Genomic DNA, 15911 nt, shown 5'->3' with positions numbered 1-15911 from the left:
CAGACACGTGGAGCTGTCGTTCATGGTGAAACCCGAAGAGGCTGGCGCAAGCCCCTCTCTCTATTCCTTGGCGCATCTGACGCTGATTGGCTGTACGCCGCCCGAGTTGGTCTATATCGCCGCACGGGCCGGTTACGATGCCGTCAGCCCCCGATTCATTCCGATGCATGTGCCCGGCGAATTCACTCAATCCCCAATCGACAAGGCACAGGTGCAGGCCACCAAAACGGCTCTCTCTACCACCGGATTGAAGGTCCTTGATGTCGAGCTTGCACGCATCACCGAAGATGTCGATCCACGCAGTTTTGAGCCTTCTCTTGAGATTGGCGGGGAGTTGGGCGCCAAACGCATGATTATGAGCGCGTGGACAAACACCCGCGATGATCGTGATTTTCTGATCGACGTCTATTCCGAAACCTGCGAACTGGCAGCGCCCTACGGATTAACGGTGGACTTGGAGTTCCCGAGCTTCTCCCGCTTGCGCACGCTGGATGAAGCACTGGACATTGTCCGCGCCTCTGATCAGCCCAACGGCGGTATTCTGGTCGATACGCTCTACCTGCACCTCAGCCGCGTAGATCTTGGTGAGCTGTTGCACGTTCCCTCGGACCTGTTTCACTTCCTGCATATCTCTGATTGCCTGCCCGGCATCGCCGATACGCGTGAGGGCATGATCCAACTGGCCCGCGATGCGCGGCTATATCCCGGTGAGGGATGGATCGATTTCACAGGCATCATCGAACGGATGCCACCCGTCGACTATTCCATCGAACTGCCCAACCAAAGCCGCGTGGCCGAGTTGGGATATGAAGAACACGCGCGTCGCTGTCTCAGCCACGCCAAGCGAACATTCGGCGAGGCGCGGTCACAGCGTCGTATGCCCGATGCTGCAATTCCAAAACACCAAGAGGATCATCATGGGCAAAGAGCTCACTGAAAACGACCGCAACATGGCGGCCGATATGCTGGCACGCGCCCGCGCTGCCATGGCCGAGATCGAGGATTGGGATCAGGGCAGGTTGGACCGCCTGTCTCAGGCCATTGCATGGTATGCGGGGAACGAGAAAACCTTCACGCGTCTGGCCCAGCAAGGCGTGGACGAAAGCGGTATCGGAGATCGCGAAGGGCGTCCTGCCAAGCGATTTAAGATTCACATGGTGTTGCGTGACGTCTTGCGGACACCATCGACCGGGATCGTCGAAGTAGACGAAGAAAAGGGTCTGGTAAAATATGCCAAGCCTGCCGGTGTGATCGCATCTTTGATTCCGATGACCAATCCAGCGATGACACCACCGGTGACCGGTGTTTCCGCCGCCAACGCCCGGAATGCTGTTATCTTCAGTCCGCATCCGCGAACCGCTCATACCACCTTCGAGATGGTCGAGGTCATGCGAGCGGCCTGCCGTGCCGCTGATGCCCCCGAGGATCTGTTTCAATCCATTCGCAAACCGTCGATCCCATTGACGCAACATTTGATGGAGATCTGTGATCTGACGCTGGCAACGGGCGGCAAGCCCATGGTCAAAGCGGCGTACAGTTCAGGGCGCCCGGCCTTTGGCGTCGGCGCGGGCAATTCATCCATCGTCATCGATGAGACTGCCGACCTGGACATCGCCGCTCAGAACACACGAATTTCCAAGACGTCTGACTTTGGTTCGGGTTGTTCGGCCGACGGTAACATCATCATCCAGCGCTCGGTTTACGACGATATGGTCAAGGCGCTTGAGGCCGAAGGTGGATACCTGTGTTCGACCAAAGAGAAGGCCATGCTCGAAGCTGCCATGTGGGATGAGAAAGGAAACCGTACCTTCCCGACTATCGCCTGTCCGCCTCAGCAAACGGCCAAGGTCGCCGGTTTCTCGATCCCCGAAGATCGCAAGTTCCTGATGGTTGAAAATCAGGGGCAAATCGGGCCGCAGCACAAGTTCTCGAAGGAAAAACTGACCACGCTGATGGCGCTATATCACTTTGACACTTTCGATGACGCGCTGGAAACGGTCAGCCAGATTTACAACACCGGAGGCAAGGGCCATTCCTGCGGCATCTACAGCCACAATGACGATCACATCGACCGGTTGGCGCGCCTGGCTCCGGTCAGCCGCATGATGGTGCGACAGCCTCAGTCCAAGGCCAATGCGGGTGCCTGGACCAATGGCATGCCTATGACCAGCAGCCTAGGTTGCGGCATCTGGGGCGGCAACATTACCAATGAAAATGTCACCATGAAACACATGATGAACTACACCTGGGTCAGCCGTCCCATCCCCGAGGATCGCCCCTCGGAGCCGGACCTGTTCGGTGAGTTCTACGGACAGGAGGTCGCGTGATGGACGGAGCGAAACTGGAAGGCAAAACCGTTGCCGAACACATCGTCGACTTTCTCGAACGTCGCGAGGTCAAGCATGTATTTGGCCTGTGCGGGCACACGAACATTGCGGTTCTGGCCGCGTTGGCGGAAAGCCCCATCGATTTCGTCACCGTACGGCACGAACAAATCGCCAGCCACGCAGCGGACGCATATGCCCGCGTGACGGGCAAGGCCTCGGTGGTGCTGTCCCATCTCTCCCCGGGGCTGACCAATTGTGCAACCGGGGTCGCCAACGCCGCACTGGACTGTATCCCGATGGTCGTGATCGCGGGCGACATTCCAACGCACTACTACGGTAAACATCCACATCAGGAAGTGAACCTCCATGCAGACGCCGCCCAGTGGGAGATCTATCGTCCCTTTGTCAAACGCGCCTGGCGGGTCGATCGGGCAGACCTGATGGCCGAAATTCTGGAAAAGGCGTTTCATCTGGCCGAAAGCGGCCAGCCCGGGCCAGTGCTGGTCAACGTGCCGATGGACATCTTCTCCGAGGTGATCCCCTCGGACAGTTTCGACCGTATCCGCGACAACACGCGCGCGCTCAAAAAACCGTCGATTGACGATGAAACAGCGCGAGAGATTGTCGAAGCGTTGGCGCAGGCTCAAAGTCCGGTCGCTTATGTCGGTGGTGGTATTCTACTGGCACAGGCCAGCGAGGAATTACGCGCCTTTGTGGAGCACATGGGCCTACCAGTCGCGCATTCTTTGATGGGTAAAGGCGCACTGCGCGACGACCATCCGCTTGTGCTGGGAATGACCGGGTTTTGGGGCACCGAGCTGGTCAACCAGTCTTGCCTGAATGCGGATTACATCTTTGCTGTCGGAACCCGGTTCAAAGAGGCCGATTGCTCCAGCTGGTATCCTGGTTACACGTTCAACATTCCTGGCTCAAAGGTCATCCATATCGACATTGAACCGCAAGAGATTGGACGGAATTATCCCACCGAGATCGGAGTCGTTGCTGACGCCAAGGCCGCTTTGCGCGTCGTCAACCGAGTTGCCCGCGAGATGTATCCTGAGGGCTTCAAACGCCCCGCGCTGGAACAGAAGATCACCGACTTCCGAACGAACTTCAAAGCGCGCAACGTGGACATGGCGACCTCGTCGTCCTTTCCGATGATGCCCGAACGTATTTTGGCAGATACCCGCAAGGCACTGCCCGAGGATGCCATTATCACTACGGACGTGGGATGGAACAAGAACGGCGTCGGACAACAATTTGATATCCTGGCACCCGGTTCAATCCTGACCCCGGGTGGATTCGCGACGATGGGCTTTGGCCCTCCGGGAGCGATCGGCGCAAAACTGGCAGCCCCTGACCGTGTGGTGATAAGTCTTGTTGGCGATGGGGGGTTCGGTCAGAACCCGTCGATGCTGGCAACCGCGGTCGAGCTTGATCTGGGCATCATCTGGCTGGTTATGAACAACAACGCCTTCGGCACTATCGCGGGCCTTCAAAAGGCGCATTACGGTCTGACATACGGGACCACGTTCCCTGGATCAGCCGCAGCTCCTGCAAACGGACCGGGTTATGCGGATATTGCAAGAGCTTATGGTGCAGAAGGGCACAGGCTCAGTGCTGCTGATGAATTGTTGCCCGCATTGGAAGCGGCAATCGCCAGCGGCAAACCAACCGTTCTTGATGTCCCAATGATCAACAACCCAACACCAACGACCGGACATTGGAACATCTTGGACATATACTCACCGGACAAAGAGGTATCTCACGTCGCGACTTGACGAAACTGGGCGCGTCTGAACGCGCCCAGTTTCTTGTGTCAATGCTCATCCGTGTTCGAGCAAATATCAACAGCTCCGTCGCGGCGCGGTCATCGTTGTTGTGTGTCTGAACTTTTTTGTTGGTTAGTTATTCTCAACGAAGCACGTGAGATAATGTCAAATTGCAATAACGCTGAAGTATGTGCGTTCTTAGCGTCCAAGTTTTCTCTCTCGCAGCGAATGGCAGATACGACGGGATGCGTCGCAGCATCACCAACAGGCAGCCAACGGCAGCCTAGGGCCGGGCGCGTCGTTTAGGCCAAGGCGCTTATTAGCTACCCGGTACGTGACTGTTTTTTGATGGCGGCGAGCAGTAAATGCCTAAGAAAGAAGGCCCGCAATGACGCGAGCCTTCTTTTGGCGGATGGGTCATCGACTATGCGTCGAGAAACCTTTTCGCGCTCGGCAGGTGGTGCATCAGCACGTAGTAGGTCAGACCCGCCGGGATCAGACTTGCGTACCAGGAGATCCCCGAAAAGATCAGGGCCGCGACAACTCCGACACCCATGGCGATCACGGCAGCCCAGTTCACGCCGTTATAGGGGCCTTCCGGATCATAGAGCTTGTCAAGATCAAGCGTCTGTTTGCGCAGCACGAAGTAATCGACGACAAGGATCGCGAAGATGGGACCTAGGAAAGCCGAGTAGGTCTGAATGAAAATGCTCAGGCCTGCCGCGGACTCATCTTTTACAAGTTCCCACGGGAAAGTGCAGAAGGCGAGCAAGCCGACGATCACTGCAGAGGTTTTGAATTTGATCTTGAAGACATCCATCAGCGCATAGGCGGGAGGGACGACGTTGTTCAGGATGTTCGTTGTGACCTGAGCAAAAGCAATGAACAGGAGCGTTACGACCAGCAGCAGCTTGTTGTCGACAGCGCTCGAAAACACCTTGATTGGATCAACTTCACCGGTAGCACCGGACACCATCAGCCCAATGAGGCCCATAAAAAGTGTCGCCGGCAGGATCGAATTGGCATAGATCGCGACCTGCCTTAGCGGCCCAACGCTCCGACGCAATTCGCGCGAATAGTCCGATACGTTCAGCATCATCGTACTGTAGATCCCAAGGAAGAGCATGGTTGCCCCCCAGAACGGTGCACCCCAGGTGCCCTCGACATTTACCAGATTGGTCGAGATTTCTTCGCCGTATTTGTTGATGACGCTAAAGAACATGTAGATCAGCGACGCGATGATGAAGATCGATCCGATATTCTCGAGCCACTTGATCCCGTGAAACCCAAGCACCGAAAGACCGATCTGAAGGAACTGGAAGCCGATAAAGAACGCCCACATGTTCGAATAACCGAGGAGCGTTTCCGACACGAGGTTGAGTGCGCCCGCGCCGATCCAACTCTGGAACCCGAACCAGACGATAGCGGGAACCGAACGCACCAGCGCCGGAATCCGAGTGCCCGCAAAGCCAAAGGCGGACCGGGCCTGTACCATGAACGGAATGCCATATTTGTGACCGGCCTGACCGTTGATCATTAGCGCGAGCCCGATCACCGTGCAGCCGATGGCGATAGCGACAAAGGTCTGCAGGAGGTTCAGCGTACCGACCAAGCCCGACCCGATAGTAAATGTTCCGATGGAAACACATCCGCCAAGCCACGCGAAAAGATAGGACCACGGGTCCATGATCCGCGTCTCTTGCGGTGCCAGGCTCTCTTCCCCGATCGCCTTGTGTTCGATATGGGTTACGTGATCGTCGTGCGACATAGCGACCGTGTCGGCCGTGTCTGATTTGATTGTCATTTTCTCCTCCGATGACAGGTTATTTTAGTTTTGGCCGGGCGTAGGCATTGATTTTGCTGGTCTTTAGGCCGCAACCGACCAGCGCTTCGATCATGCGGGTTGCCACGCTCACGCCATCGATCACAGGAATGCCGGTCTCTTCGCTGAGCCACGCGGTCAAATCGGCCATCCCCGCACATCCCAGAACAATTGCTTCGCAACGATCTTCCTCAATCGCGCGCAGGATTTCCTCGCGGATCTTTTCGCGCGCGTTCGAGCCGGGCTCTTCCAAGGCCAAAACAGGGATCTCTGCTGACCGAACCCGCCGGCATTGATGCGACAGGCCATAGCCATGGATCATGTGTTCGATGATGGGCACTGACCGCGGCAAAGTGGTGACGACCGAGAACGAGGTGGCAAGCATGCTCGCCGCCTTCACCGCAGCTTCGCAGATTCCGATGACAGGGCCCGTCGCGATCTCGCGGCAAGCGCCGATACCGGGATCATCGAAACAAGCAACGACAATGCCATCGACCTGCTGGTCTTCTGCGGCTTGCACGCAGGACAGAAGGCCGGGAACTGACATCGCTTCGTCGAAATGCCCTTCGATACTCGCCGGTGCGCCTTGCGCGGTAGCGCCTCTGATCACGACACCGGCACTCGCGGCCGCCTGGGCGGACGTGATGATCTTGCGTGTCATCGATTCAGTAGAGTTGGGGTTTACAACTAGAATTTCCATGTGATCTCCCTTGACGATATAAATTGTTAACAAACAGTGTTAACGATTCCAAACAAAATGTTAACTTGAATTGTCAAGGCGTTACCGATGCCTAGATGGCGTCTGTTCCGACTGGGGGCAGAATGACAGGGGTGTTGTCAGGTTAACCCTAGATCGGTTGCTCGTGTCTGGATTTGGACATAGATCGCATTGGTGAATCCATCGTCCAACAGCTACAAGCGTCACCGATTTCCGCCTCAGATCATTGCCCACTTTGTGTGGCTGTATTTCCGCTTCAATTTGAGCCTTCGCGAAGTTGAAGAGATGCTGCTTGCGCGCGGGATCGGCGTTTCTTACGAGACTGTCCGGCGTTGCGTGATCAAGTTCGGACGGATGATGGCTCGAAACTTGCGACTAAGTCAGGACCGTCCTGGTGATGTCTGGCATCTCGATGAAGTTGTCGTGAAAATCGCTGGTCGCAGGTATTGGCTTTGGCGCGCGGTCGATCAGCATGGCATCGTGCTGGACGAAATACTCCAACCGAAGCGGGACAAACGGGCCGCAAAACGGTTGTTGCGCCGCCTGATAAAGCGTCTTGGCTTCCTCCATTGGTCAGCAAAGAAGTGAAATTTCTTTCAGACAGTTACACATATCCGCAATGCATCGAGAATTGCGGCGTGTATATTTCGGCTTGTAACTGCGTCGCCAATTCGGGCCAAATGGAAACGGCCGCTTAGATTGGTGTCAACGAATGGAAATGTCCCACCAATAAGCGCCTTGTGTTCAACCTGCCCGTGGTTCCGCGAGCTTGGTTTGAGATCGTGAAAAAGTCCGTCCATTGGGGACAGGCCATGTTCTACGACTACGTGATCAACAAGACGTTCAGTGACATCCCCCGTCAACACATGACGCAGGCTGGCGCGAACTCCATCATCTTCGCGCACCAGGGAGGTAAGCTCTTGCAGGCAGGTGAAGGTAACTCCATTGGCGGCCAGATCGCGTAAGGCGACGGCAGAGGTCGTTGGGCCAAGGTCATGCAGAAGTGCCCGGTCCGGGGTTACAAGATTTACACTGCAACCATTGCCCGCCAGCGCGTCGGCAGTTACAGCCGCAGGGTGGTCGCCGACTTCATCGAACAACAGCACCTCGCCCGAGACACGTGCCTCGCCCGACAACACGTCCCAACTGGAAATTGCCAGGTCGCCGCCGGGGATAACTGTGGTTTCGGGCCAGCCGCCTGTTGCAACGATCACCAAATCGGGGGCTTCGGATATCACGTCATCAGCTTCGGCATAGGTGTTCAAGCGGATATCGATCCCAAGCAAAGTCACTTCGGAAATCAACCAGTCAGCTACGCCCCAGACCTGTCTGCGCGTTTTCCCTTTAGAGGCCAGAACCAACTGCCCGCCCAGCCGATCCGATGCCTCGAACAGCACGACTTCGTGACCGCGCAGGGCGCAGACCCGTGCGGCCTCCAGTCCGCCGGGCCCGCCGCCGACGACAACAACTTTCTTTCGGGTGTCGCTGTAGGCGATGATATGAGGCAAGGTCTGCTCACGCCCCGTGGCGGCATTGTGTCCGCAAACGGCAGGTTTGCCCTGATTGACCCGGTCCACGCAGTAGCCCAAGCCGACACAGGGGCGGATGCGTTCTTCTTCCCCCCGCGCGAGTTTTTCTACCAGATAGGGATCTGCCATCTGTGCGCGGGTCATGCCCACCAGATCGACATGGCCGCCGGAGACCGCGTGGCGGGCCGTGGCAATATCCGCAATCCCTCCTGCGTGCAGGATAGGCAAATCGACGGCATCACGGATGCGCCCGGCCACGGTGATATGCGGTGCCGCCGGCAGGCCCATGGGGCGCACCCATTCAGCCAAACCCAGATCATCATAGGGCGCGCCGGCGAGGATGTTGAGCAGGTCGACATCGCTGGATTTTTCCAGCATCCTGGCTGCGGCAATGCATTCTTCAGCGCTCAGCCCACCTTCTTTCAGTTCATCGCCGGTGATGCGCATCGACAGGATGAAATTAGCGCCGACTTCGGCGCGCACGGCGTCGAGCACCTGCAAGGTCAGGCGCATGCGGTTCTCCAGCGTTCCACCATAGTCATCGTCGCGCTTGTTTGTCAGCGGGGACAGGAATTGCCCCAGAAGGTGTGAGTGGGACAGGAGCTCGATCCCGTCGAATCCTCCTTGCTGACAGCGACGCGCAGCGGCTGCGAAATCGTCAATCACGCGGTTGATGTCTTCTTGTTCCATGGCCTTGGGAAAGGCACGATGTGCACGTTCGCGGATACTGGACGGAGCTATGACAGGCAGCCAATGGCCATCATCCCATGCAGTGCGGCGCCCCATATGAGTGATCTGACACATGATCGCGGCACCATGTTCGTGAACGCCATCCGTTAGTTTCCGAAACCATGGAATGACGCTGTCATCACCGGCATAAAGCTGGCCGAACACCGATGGGCTATCAGGGGCGATATTGGTCGACCCACCGACCATGGTCAGGGCAACCCCGCCCTTTGCCTTTTCCTCGTGATACAACCTGTAGCGGTCCCGGGGATGGCCATCTTCAACAAAATTCGGCGCATGGGACGTGCTGACGATGCGGTTGCGCAAAGTCAGGTGTTTCAATTGAAACGAATCGAGTAGGTGCGCCACTTTCGTGCCCCTTCGGCCAAATCTGCTGTTTGAAAACTGTCCAGGGTCGGCTCCGCTGGTCAGTTTCAACACCTGATGAGTTTGGTTGTCGAAAGCACTTTACTTGGGAAGCTATGCGTAAGAATTCACTGCTTCCGACATTGCTGTATGAAAAGGCGACCCGACCAGGAAATCCAATGGTGGAACACCCTTTGAGTACAGAAGGGAACCTGGCAGGGGCCGCTCGATCCATCAAGGTCTGCACAAGGTTGCAATCACGTGCAATCTTAGATTGGAGGTGCTGCGCGCGCTGTGATCAACTGTCTGGCAGTAACTCTTTCGCGATGTATCATGTACAGACCTGCACCGATGATGATGGCAATGCCAAGCAGGCTAAGCCTGTTCGGAAAGTCATTGAAGACAAGGTAGCCAAACAAGGTTGCTACCGGCAGCTCAAAATACTGCAAAGGAGCCAATGTGGCAGACGGGGCAAATGACAGCGCATAAGTCATCATCATGTGGCTTACCGTCGCAAAAAAACCGGTCCCAAGAAGCCACAACAGTGCAATGTCTTTCGGCCAAACGGGATCGAAAAGTTCGGAACCAGAACCTTGCGCAACCAATAAGATTGGAATGCAAAACAGACTGGCAACCAGGCCAGTGTGAAATTGCAGAGCCACCGGGTGCATCCGTCGCGACAAGCCCCGCGTCACAAGAATGTAGAAAGCGAAAGCAACAGCCGTACCGAGAGGAATAATTGCCACTGCGCCGAAAGCCGCGAAGCTGGGTTGGATGACGAACAATACGCCAACAAACCCTACAAGAGCTGCCCCGACGCGACGAGGACCGACATCTTCACCAAGGTAAAACTTGCCGACCAGCAAGACAATGAACGGTGCCACAAACACGATGGCAAGGGCATCAGCAAGCGGCATCACTCGGATAGCCGTAATGAAACAAAAAGTCGCGAACAGCAAAAGTATTGAGCGGAATACAAGTACCATCAATTCACCGCTCGCGACACGCAATGACAGTCCCATTTTCCAGACAAACGGTCCCATCAACGCACATTGCAATACAAAGCGAGCGGCCGTTATCTGCCCAACCGGCACACTGGCCGATGCGAGCTTGGCAGCTACATCGAGCAAGGGAGCAGTCAGGCAAAATCCAAGCATCAGTGCAACGCCCGCAAGGGTGCGATCCGTGGATTGAGGTGTGGAATCAGCTGAGGTCATCTCATCATGAAGAACTGTCGCCAAATGCGTGTCTGTTCTCAATGCGACGCCAGGCAAAAGTCCCGATATTCCCGAGCTCGGGCAGAGTAGGAGTTTGCTCATGCAGCGAACCGCAGGTTCCATGACCCGCACGGCAGCATCAACTGCCTTGTTTCAGGATTCGCTAACGAGATGTACTGGCTTTTTCATTCAACGGTTTACCTGCAAGGCTAGGCACAGAGATCGGCGACCTGCAAATCTCTAGAAACCGGTCAATCAACGCTGTCTGCACTGCTTGGCGAGAGCGGGCAATCACCACCCTGTAGTGTCCGATGCTTTCCTCGAGCGGTCGCGCAACGATGGGGTCGCCTTCAATCGTGCGATCCTGCTTGGGCGGGAAGCCTGCCAGGGTGAAGCCGAACCCCTTGCCGACGTAGGCCTGAACAAGCTCGCGTGATTGGGATTGGAATGGCACTTCGGGGTGAACGCCTGCGGCCTGCAGCAGTTGAAGATAGCTAGGGCCAGGCCCGGCTGGTGATACAGCGATATAGGGCAGTCCGATCAGGTCGGACAGGCTGATCCGGGCTTTTGCTGCCAAAGGGTGTTCGCCTGACAGCAGAACCAGGGGCGGCAGCTCCAGCAGCACTTCTGCCTCATGCCGCTTGAGATCGAACCCCTGGTCAAAAACCACCAGCGCATCCACTTCGCCACCATCCAGTGCGTCCACCAAGGTCGGATAATCCGCTTCCTTCACCTCGACACGAACGTCTGGGTAGCTTTCGCGGAAGGCAAGCACCGCAGGCAGGACGATGCGCTGTGCCAGTGCGTGATGAGTGCCGATGTGGATCCTGCCAGTGCGTCCTGACGCCAGGTTCTCGGCCTGCCTGTCCAGCGCCGCGGCCTGCGCCAGCAGCGCCTCAGCCTGGGCGAAAAACTCCTTTCCCGCAGGCGTCAGCCGCATACCTTGCGCCGGAAAGCGGTCGAACAGGGTCAGGCCGGTGGTCGCCTCCAGTTTGTCCACCGCTGAGGCAATCGCGGCGGGAGAAACATTCAATTGCCGAGCAGCCTGGGCAATACCGCCCCGCCGGGCGGTTTCTGACAGGTAGGCGAGTTGGCGAAGGGTGAAATTAATCATCTAAAAAACTGACTTTTGAGGTGTATTAAATCAGTTTTACCGACCTTTTGACAAGCCCTATGCTGCTTTTGGGACAAACAGGAGACTCACATGGAGATTCTTCCTCTGACGGGGGGGCTGGGTGCCGAAATTCTGGGTGCGGATGTCCGCAGCGATGCAGATTTTGACGCCATTCAGCGCGCATTTGCCAAATACTCGGTGATTGTGCTGAGGGGGCAGGATGTGGGCCCGGAAGATCACCTCGCCTTTGCCCGCCGTTTCGGGCCGGTCAACGTGAACCGGTTCTTCAAGCCGGTCAAAGGGCACCCCGAGATCGCCATGGTGCTGAAAGAGAAGAACCAGAAAGAAGCCGTTGGAGAAGGTTGGCATACCGATCATTCCTACGATCAGGAACCGGCGATGGGCTCGATTTTGCATGCGATCGAAATGCCGCCTTACGGCGGCGATACGCTGTTTGTCTCAATGGGGGCCGCCTACGAGGCGCTTTCGGCCCCGATGCGCCGGTTTCTCGGCGAGCTGACGGCCGTGCATTCCTCGCGGCATGTGTTCGGCGCTGCCGTAATGGATAGCGAGGCAGTAAAGTCAGGACGTCTGGGCAATGCAGAGGCCGCAATCCAGGACGCCCGGCATCCGGTCGTTATCACGCATCCCCTGAGCCGACGGCGTGGCCTTTTTGTGAACCCGGTCTTCACAACCCGTATCGAGGGTTTGGCCCCGGCTGAGTCTGAGGCGCTTCTGGCCATGCTCTATGCCCATTGCCAGCAACCCGAGTTCCAATGCCGTGTGCGCTGGCAGGCCGGTGACATTACCATGTGGGACAACCGCGCCACCTGGCATAAGGCGATCAATGATTATCACGGCTTCCGCCGCCTGATGCATCGTGTCACTGTTGAGGGCGTGCCCCTCGCGCCCGCTGCTGCGGCCTGACCTTAGCGAAAGTATCGCAATGACCCACCTCAACTCACAGGCAGCAACCAGCCGGCCCAATGTCATCCTGATCCTTGCGGACGACATGGGATTTGCCGATCTTGGCTGCACCGGTTCTGAAATCCAGACCCCCAACATCGACGCCCTTGCGCGGGGCGGCGTTATGCTGTCGGCGATGTACAACTGCGCCCGCTGCTGCCCCACCCGTGCTTCGCTTCTGACCGGGCTTTATCCGCATAATGCAGGCGTTGGCCACATGGGCGCCAATCTGGGCACCCCTGCCTATCAGGGCTTCCTGCGCAATGACAGTGCCACGATTGCCGAGCATCTGCGCGTCAGCGGTTATGCCACGCTGATGTCGGGGAAATGGCATGTGGCGGGCGATTTTGAAGCCCGTAAGGTGGACAGTTGGCGGGTTGGCGACGTCGAACACCCAACCCCGCGCCAACGCGGCTTTGACCGGTTTTACGGGATCATGGATGGGGCCACACATTTCTTTTCGCCGCATTACATGCTGGAGGATGACAGTCGGGTCGAAACCTTCCCCGATGACTTCTACTTCACCGACGCCATCACCCAAAAGGCTATTGGTATGATCGAAAGCGCTGTGGCGGAAGAAAAACCCTTCTTCCTTTACCTAGCCCACACAGCGCCGCACTGGCCGTTGCACGCCCACCCTGAGGACATCGCAAAATACGATGGGGTCTATTCAAAAGGCTGGGACCATATTCGCACCGCGCGCCATGAAACCATGAACAGCCAGGGTGTGTTCCAGCGCGGCTGGGACATCTCGCCCCGCGACAGCACTGTACATGGTTGGGAGCAGGAACAGAACCGGGACTGGGAGGCCAGCAAGATGGCCACCTACGCGGCGATGGTTGACCGAATGGATCAGTCGATCGGCACGCTGGTTGCGGCCCTGAAACGGCTCGGTCAGTTCGACAACACGCTGATCCTGTTCCTGTCAGACAACGGCGGCTGCGCCGAATTCATGGCCGAGGACGGCTGGGCTAAGTTCTATCCCGACCGCACCCATGACGGCAAGCAGATCACCATGGGCAATGTGACCGGTCTGCGCCCCGGCGATGCCCAAACCTTCCAGAGCTATGACAAACCGTGGGCCAATGTCTCCAATGCGCCGTTCCGGCTTTACAAGCATTATGTCCACGAGGGCGGTATCTCCACCCCACTGGTGGCCCATTGGCCAAATGGGTTCGAACCGCGCGGCACGGCTCATGCAGCCTGCCATGTGGTCGATATTCTGCCGACCATCCTGGAAGCCACCGGAGGCGCTTATCAGACAGAGGTGGGCGGTCATGATATCCAACCGTTGCAAGGGGAATCTCTGCTAGGTCTTATGAGGGGCAAGGACTGGCAGCGCGAGCAGCCGATCTTCTGGGAGCACGAGGGCAATGCCGCCATCCGGTTGGGCCAGTTCAAGCTGGTTCGACTGCATGACCGCCCCTGGGAGCTTTACGACATCGAGGCCGACCGTACCGAGCTGACCGACCTAGCGGGCCGCAACGCCGCCCTTGAGAAAGACATGATCCATCAATACCAGGCTTGGGCGGAAACCGTCGGCGTGATGGACTGGAACGAAGCGTTGCCGAAACTGCTGGCGGCGTGGGGGATGGAGAACGCGGATGGCTGAAGCTGATCGCTAGGTGGTCGCTGAGGTCCCTTGGTAAAGGACGGGTTTGCTCGCATCCTGCCAGTTCAGGCGAGGTGTAACGAATGGAACCGAAGCCAGCATCAGATCATCCATTTCGATCTTACCTGTGACTTTGGGGGTATCTTGCTCTGGGTAGATTGCTCGCCTCATCTTTTTTCTTGAGACGAATGTTTAATTATAGGAATGTATTTGAAAAAACCGAAAGTAGAACTGAGGAGTAGGCGTCAAATGGCCGGGAAGTTCGAGATATATAAAGACAAGGCTGGTGAATTTCGGTTTCGTCTGAAAGCCGGGAATGGTGAAATCATTCTGGCCAGTGAAGGATATGTTCAAAAGGCGAGTGCCACGAACGGGATCGAGTCTGTCAAAAAGAACGCGCCGGATGACGGCCGGTACGAGCGCAAGGAAACCAAATCCGGCGGTCATATGTTCAACTTGAAGGCCAGCAACGGTCAGGTGATCGGCACCAGCGAGAGCTATACCAGCACTTCAGGGCGGGATAACGGGATCGATTCCGTCAAACGGAACGCACCTGACGCACGTGTCGACGATCTGACGTGACCTGACACGGTAACTTTTTACCACTTCCATTTGTGTAAACTGCGAAGGCGAGATGCATCGACGCATCTCGCACAAAGGCTTGAACAACCAAGCCGAAAGCACACATCAATCAACCCGTAGGCGCGAACGCATCGTGAAGCGTTTCGTTTCGATTCTGTTTCAAATCCGTGCCTACCGAATAAAACGGCGTTTTAGCGACAGAGGATCCAGACCCATGCTGGCAATCAAATCCTTTGCTTCAACCGCATTTGCCCTGACGACCATTAAGCTGAAAAACATGATCCGCTAAAGGCAGATCTCCCCTGGACTCCGTCCATTTCAGCATTTCGCCCAACTGGCAGGCCAATCGAGTCGCCATCTCCACTGATGCTGCCGCTATTAAGACCGTAGTAGAATTGTCAACTTTGGTTCCGCGCGGGTGGGTTTGTCACAGGCAAATTGGGTTTGCTCGCGAGGTCCCCAAGGCTAAAAATCCGGGAGTGAGTGTGAGACGGAGGTAGAGCAGTGACCCAACAGAACTGGAGCCAGGCCATTCTCGACCGGCTCAAGTCCGCAGGAAGTAATCTGACTATACCAGACGGATCCCAACTGTTTGCTCCGGGCGCTTACGGTGAGATGTTTTTGATCGTCCGTTCGGGCATCGTCCGGGTGGAACAAACCAGTCCGTCGGGACGCACCGTTGTTCTTTATCGGGTTGGCCCGTACGACAGTTGCGTTATGACGACCTCGTGCATGTTGTCGGACATCCCCTATTCAGGGTTCGGTTATGCCGAGGGGCCGGTGACGGCGCTGGCCATCGGGCGGGACAAGTTCAACACGTTGCTGGCTACAGATGCCGAGTTTCGGGGCGCGGTCTTCATGGCGTTTTCACAACGCATTGTTGAGCTGTCCGAGGTTATCGATGATCTTCTACTTAACCGGATGGACCTGAAATTGGCACAGTGGCTTTTGGATCAGGGCGCACCTTCGGACGATATCCGCACCACGCACCAGCGCATTGCGGCCGAACTGGGCAGCGCACGCGAAGTCATGTCCCGTATCCTCAAGGATTTTGAACATCGCGGGTGGGTCAGGCTTGAGCGAGGTGTGATTTATCTGCAGGACCGCCCAGCCCTGCACCACCATGCAAGAACGGGGGTTGTGTGACCTCGTCACATAAC

13 protein-coding genes and 1 pseudogene are annotated in these 15911 nt (G+C 56.7%); 8 read left to right on the top strand and 6 right to left on the bottom strand.

The annotated features are described in order from the left end of the window. The first annotated feature begins 7 nt into the window (after positions 1-7). From ACR3E2_RS19095 to ACR3E2_RS19085, 3 genes are read left to right on the top strand one after another with little or no spacing between them, the layout of a single operon-like run. Positions 8-937: a sugar phosphate isomerase/epimerase family protein gene (locus tag ACR3E2_RS19095; protein ID WP_480492851.1), complete on the top strand. Its 930-nt coding sequence runs from the start codon at positions 8-10 to the stop codon at positions 935-937. Further along, on the top strand, positions 918-2327 hold the full coding sequence (locus tag ACR3E2_RS19090; protein WP_480483569.1) for an aldehyde dehydrogenase family protein: 1410 nt from the start codon (positions 918-920) through the stop codon (positions 2325-2327). Before ACR3E2_RS19095 ends, ACR3E2_RS19090 begins: the two co-directional genes overlap by 20 nt. Further along, entirely contained in the window at positions 2327-4108 is a 1782-nt protein-coding gene (locus ACR3E2_RS19085; protein ID WP_480483568.1) for a thiamine pyrophosphate-binding protein, read from the top strand. The genes ACR3E2_RS19090 and ACR3E2_RS19085 overlap by 1 nt, the downstream gene beginning before the upstream one ends. A gap of 415 nt (positions 4109-4523) precedes the next feature. On the opposite strand, the gene ACR3E2_RS19080 is transcribed toward ACR3E2_RS19085, so the two are convergent. Together ACR3E2_RS19080 and ACR3E2_RS19075 are read right to left on the bottom strand one after the other, a co-directional pair. Further along, the gene (locus ACR3E2_RS19080; RefSeq protein ID WP_480483567.1) at positions 4524-5903 is read right to left on the bottom strand and encodes an NCS1 family transporter; all 1380 of its coding nucleotides are present in this window, start codon (positions 5901-5903) and stop codon (positions 4524-4526) included. Positions 5904-5922: 19 nt separating this feature from the next. Then, entirely contained in the window at positions 5923-6621 is a 699-nt protein-coding gene (locus ACR3E2_RS19075; RefSeq protein ID WP_480483566.1) for an aspartate/glutamate racemase family protein, read from the bottom strand. A 183-nt stretch (positions 6622-6804) separates the two neighbouring features. Here ACR3E2_RS19075 and ACR3E2_RS19070 point away from each other — a divergent pair. Beyond that, positions 6805-7200 (top strand): annotated as a pseudogene (locus tag ACR3E2_RS19070) (IS6 family transposase); the annotation flags it as partial. Positions 7201-7235: 35 nt separating this feature from the next. Here the strand turns inward: ACR3E2_RS19070 and ACR3E2_RS19065 are convergent. The 3 genes from ACR3E2_RS19065 to ACR3E2_RS19055 form a co-directional block, all read right to left on the bottom strand. Next, positions 7236-9263 (bottom strand): oxidoreductase, encoded by a 2028-nt coding sequence (locus tag ACR3E2_RS19065; RefSeq protein ID WP_480483565.1) that lies wholly within the window; start codon positions 9261-9263, stop codon positions 7236-7238. Between the two features lie 266 nt (positions 9264-9529). Then, positions 9530-10477, bottom strand: a complete 948-nt coding sequence (locus ACR3E2_RS19060; protein WP_480483617.1) for a DMT family transporter — start codon at positions 10475-10477, stop codon at positions 9530-9532. A 163-nt stretch (positions 10478-10640) separates the two neighbouring features. Then, a complete protein-coding gene (locus ACR3E2_RS19055) occupies positions 10641-11591 on the bottom strand; it encodes a LysR family transcriptional regulator (RefSeq protein ID WP_480483564.1) in 951 nt (316 codons plus the stop codon). A gap of 90 nt (positions 11592-11681) precedes the next feature. Between ACR3E2_RS19055 and ACR3E2_RS19050 the strand changes: the two genes are divergently transcribed. Beyond that, on the top strand, positions 11682-12518 hold the full coding sequence (locus ACR3E2_RS19050; RefSeq protein ID WP_480483563.1) for a TauD/TfdA dioxygenase family protein: 837 nt from the start codon (positions 11682-11684) through the stop codon (positions 12516-12518). 19 nt (positions 12519-12537) lie between these two features. Continuing rightward, positions 12538-14169 carry an arylsulfatase gene (locus tag ACR3E2_RS19045; protein WP_480483562.1) on the top strand — a complete coding sequence of 544 codons (1632 nt, stop codon included), beginning with the start codon at positions 12538-12540 and terminating at the stop codon, positions 14167-14169. 9 nt (positions 14170-14178) lie between these two features. Here ACR3E2_RS19045 and ACR3E2_RS19040 read toward each other — a convergent pair whose 3' ends face one another. Then, positions 14179-14340: a hypothetical protein gene (locus tag ACR3E2_RS19040; protein ID WP_480483561.1), complete on the bottom strand. Its 162-nt coding sequence runs from the start codon at positions 14338-14340 to the stop codon at positions 14179-14181. A gap of 78 nt (positions 14341-14418) precedes the next feature. On the opposite strand from ACR3E2_RS19040, the gene ACR3E2_RS19035 reads away from it, so the two are divergent. Both ACR3E2_RS19035 and ACR3E2_RS19030 read left to right on the top strand, forming a co-directional pair. Next, a complete protein-coding gene (locus ACR3E2_RS19035) occupies positions 14419-14751 on the top strand; it encodes a YegP family protein (RefSeq protein WP_480483560.1) in 333 nt (110 codons plus the stop codon). Positions 14752-15255: 504 nt separating this feature from the next. Next, entirely contained in the window at positions 15256-15897 is a 642-nt protein-coding gene (locus tag ACR3E2_RS19030; RefSeq protein WP_480483559.1) for a Crp/Fnr family transcriptional regulator, read from the top strand. The last annotated feature ends 14 nt before the right edge of the window (positions 15898-15911 follow it).

Source organism: Ruegeria sp. AL7, assembly GCF_056536105.1.
Note: the sequence above shows the minus strand (reverse complement) of the source record. Positions and strands in the feature narration are given on the sequence as shown.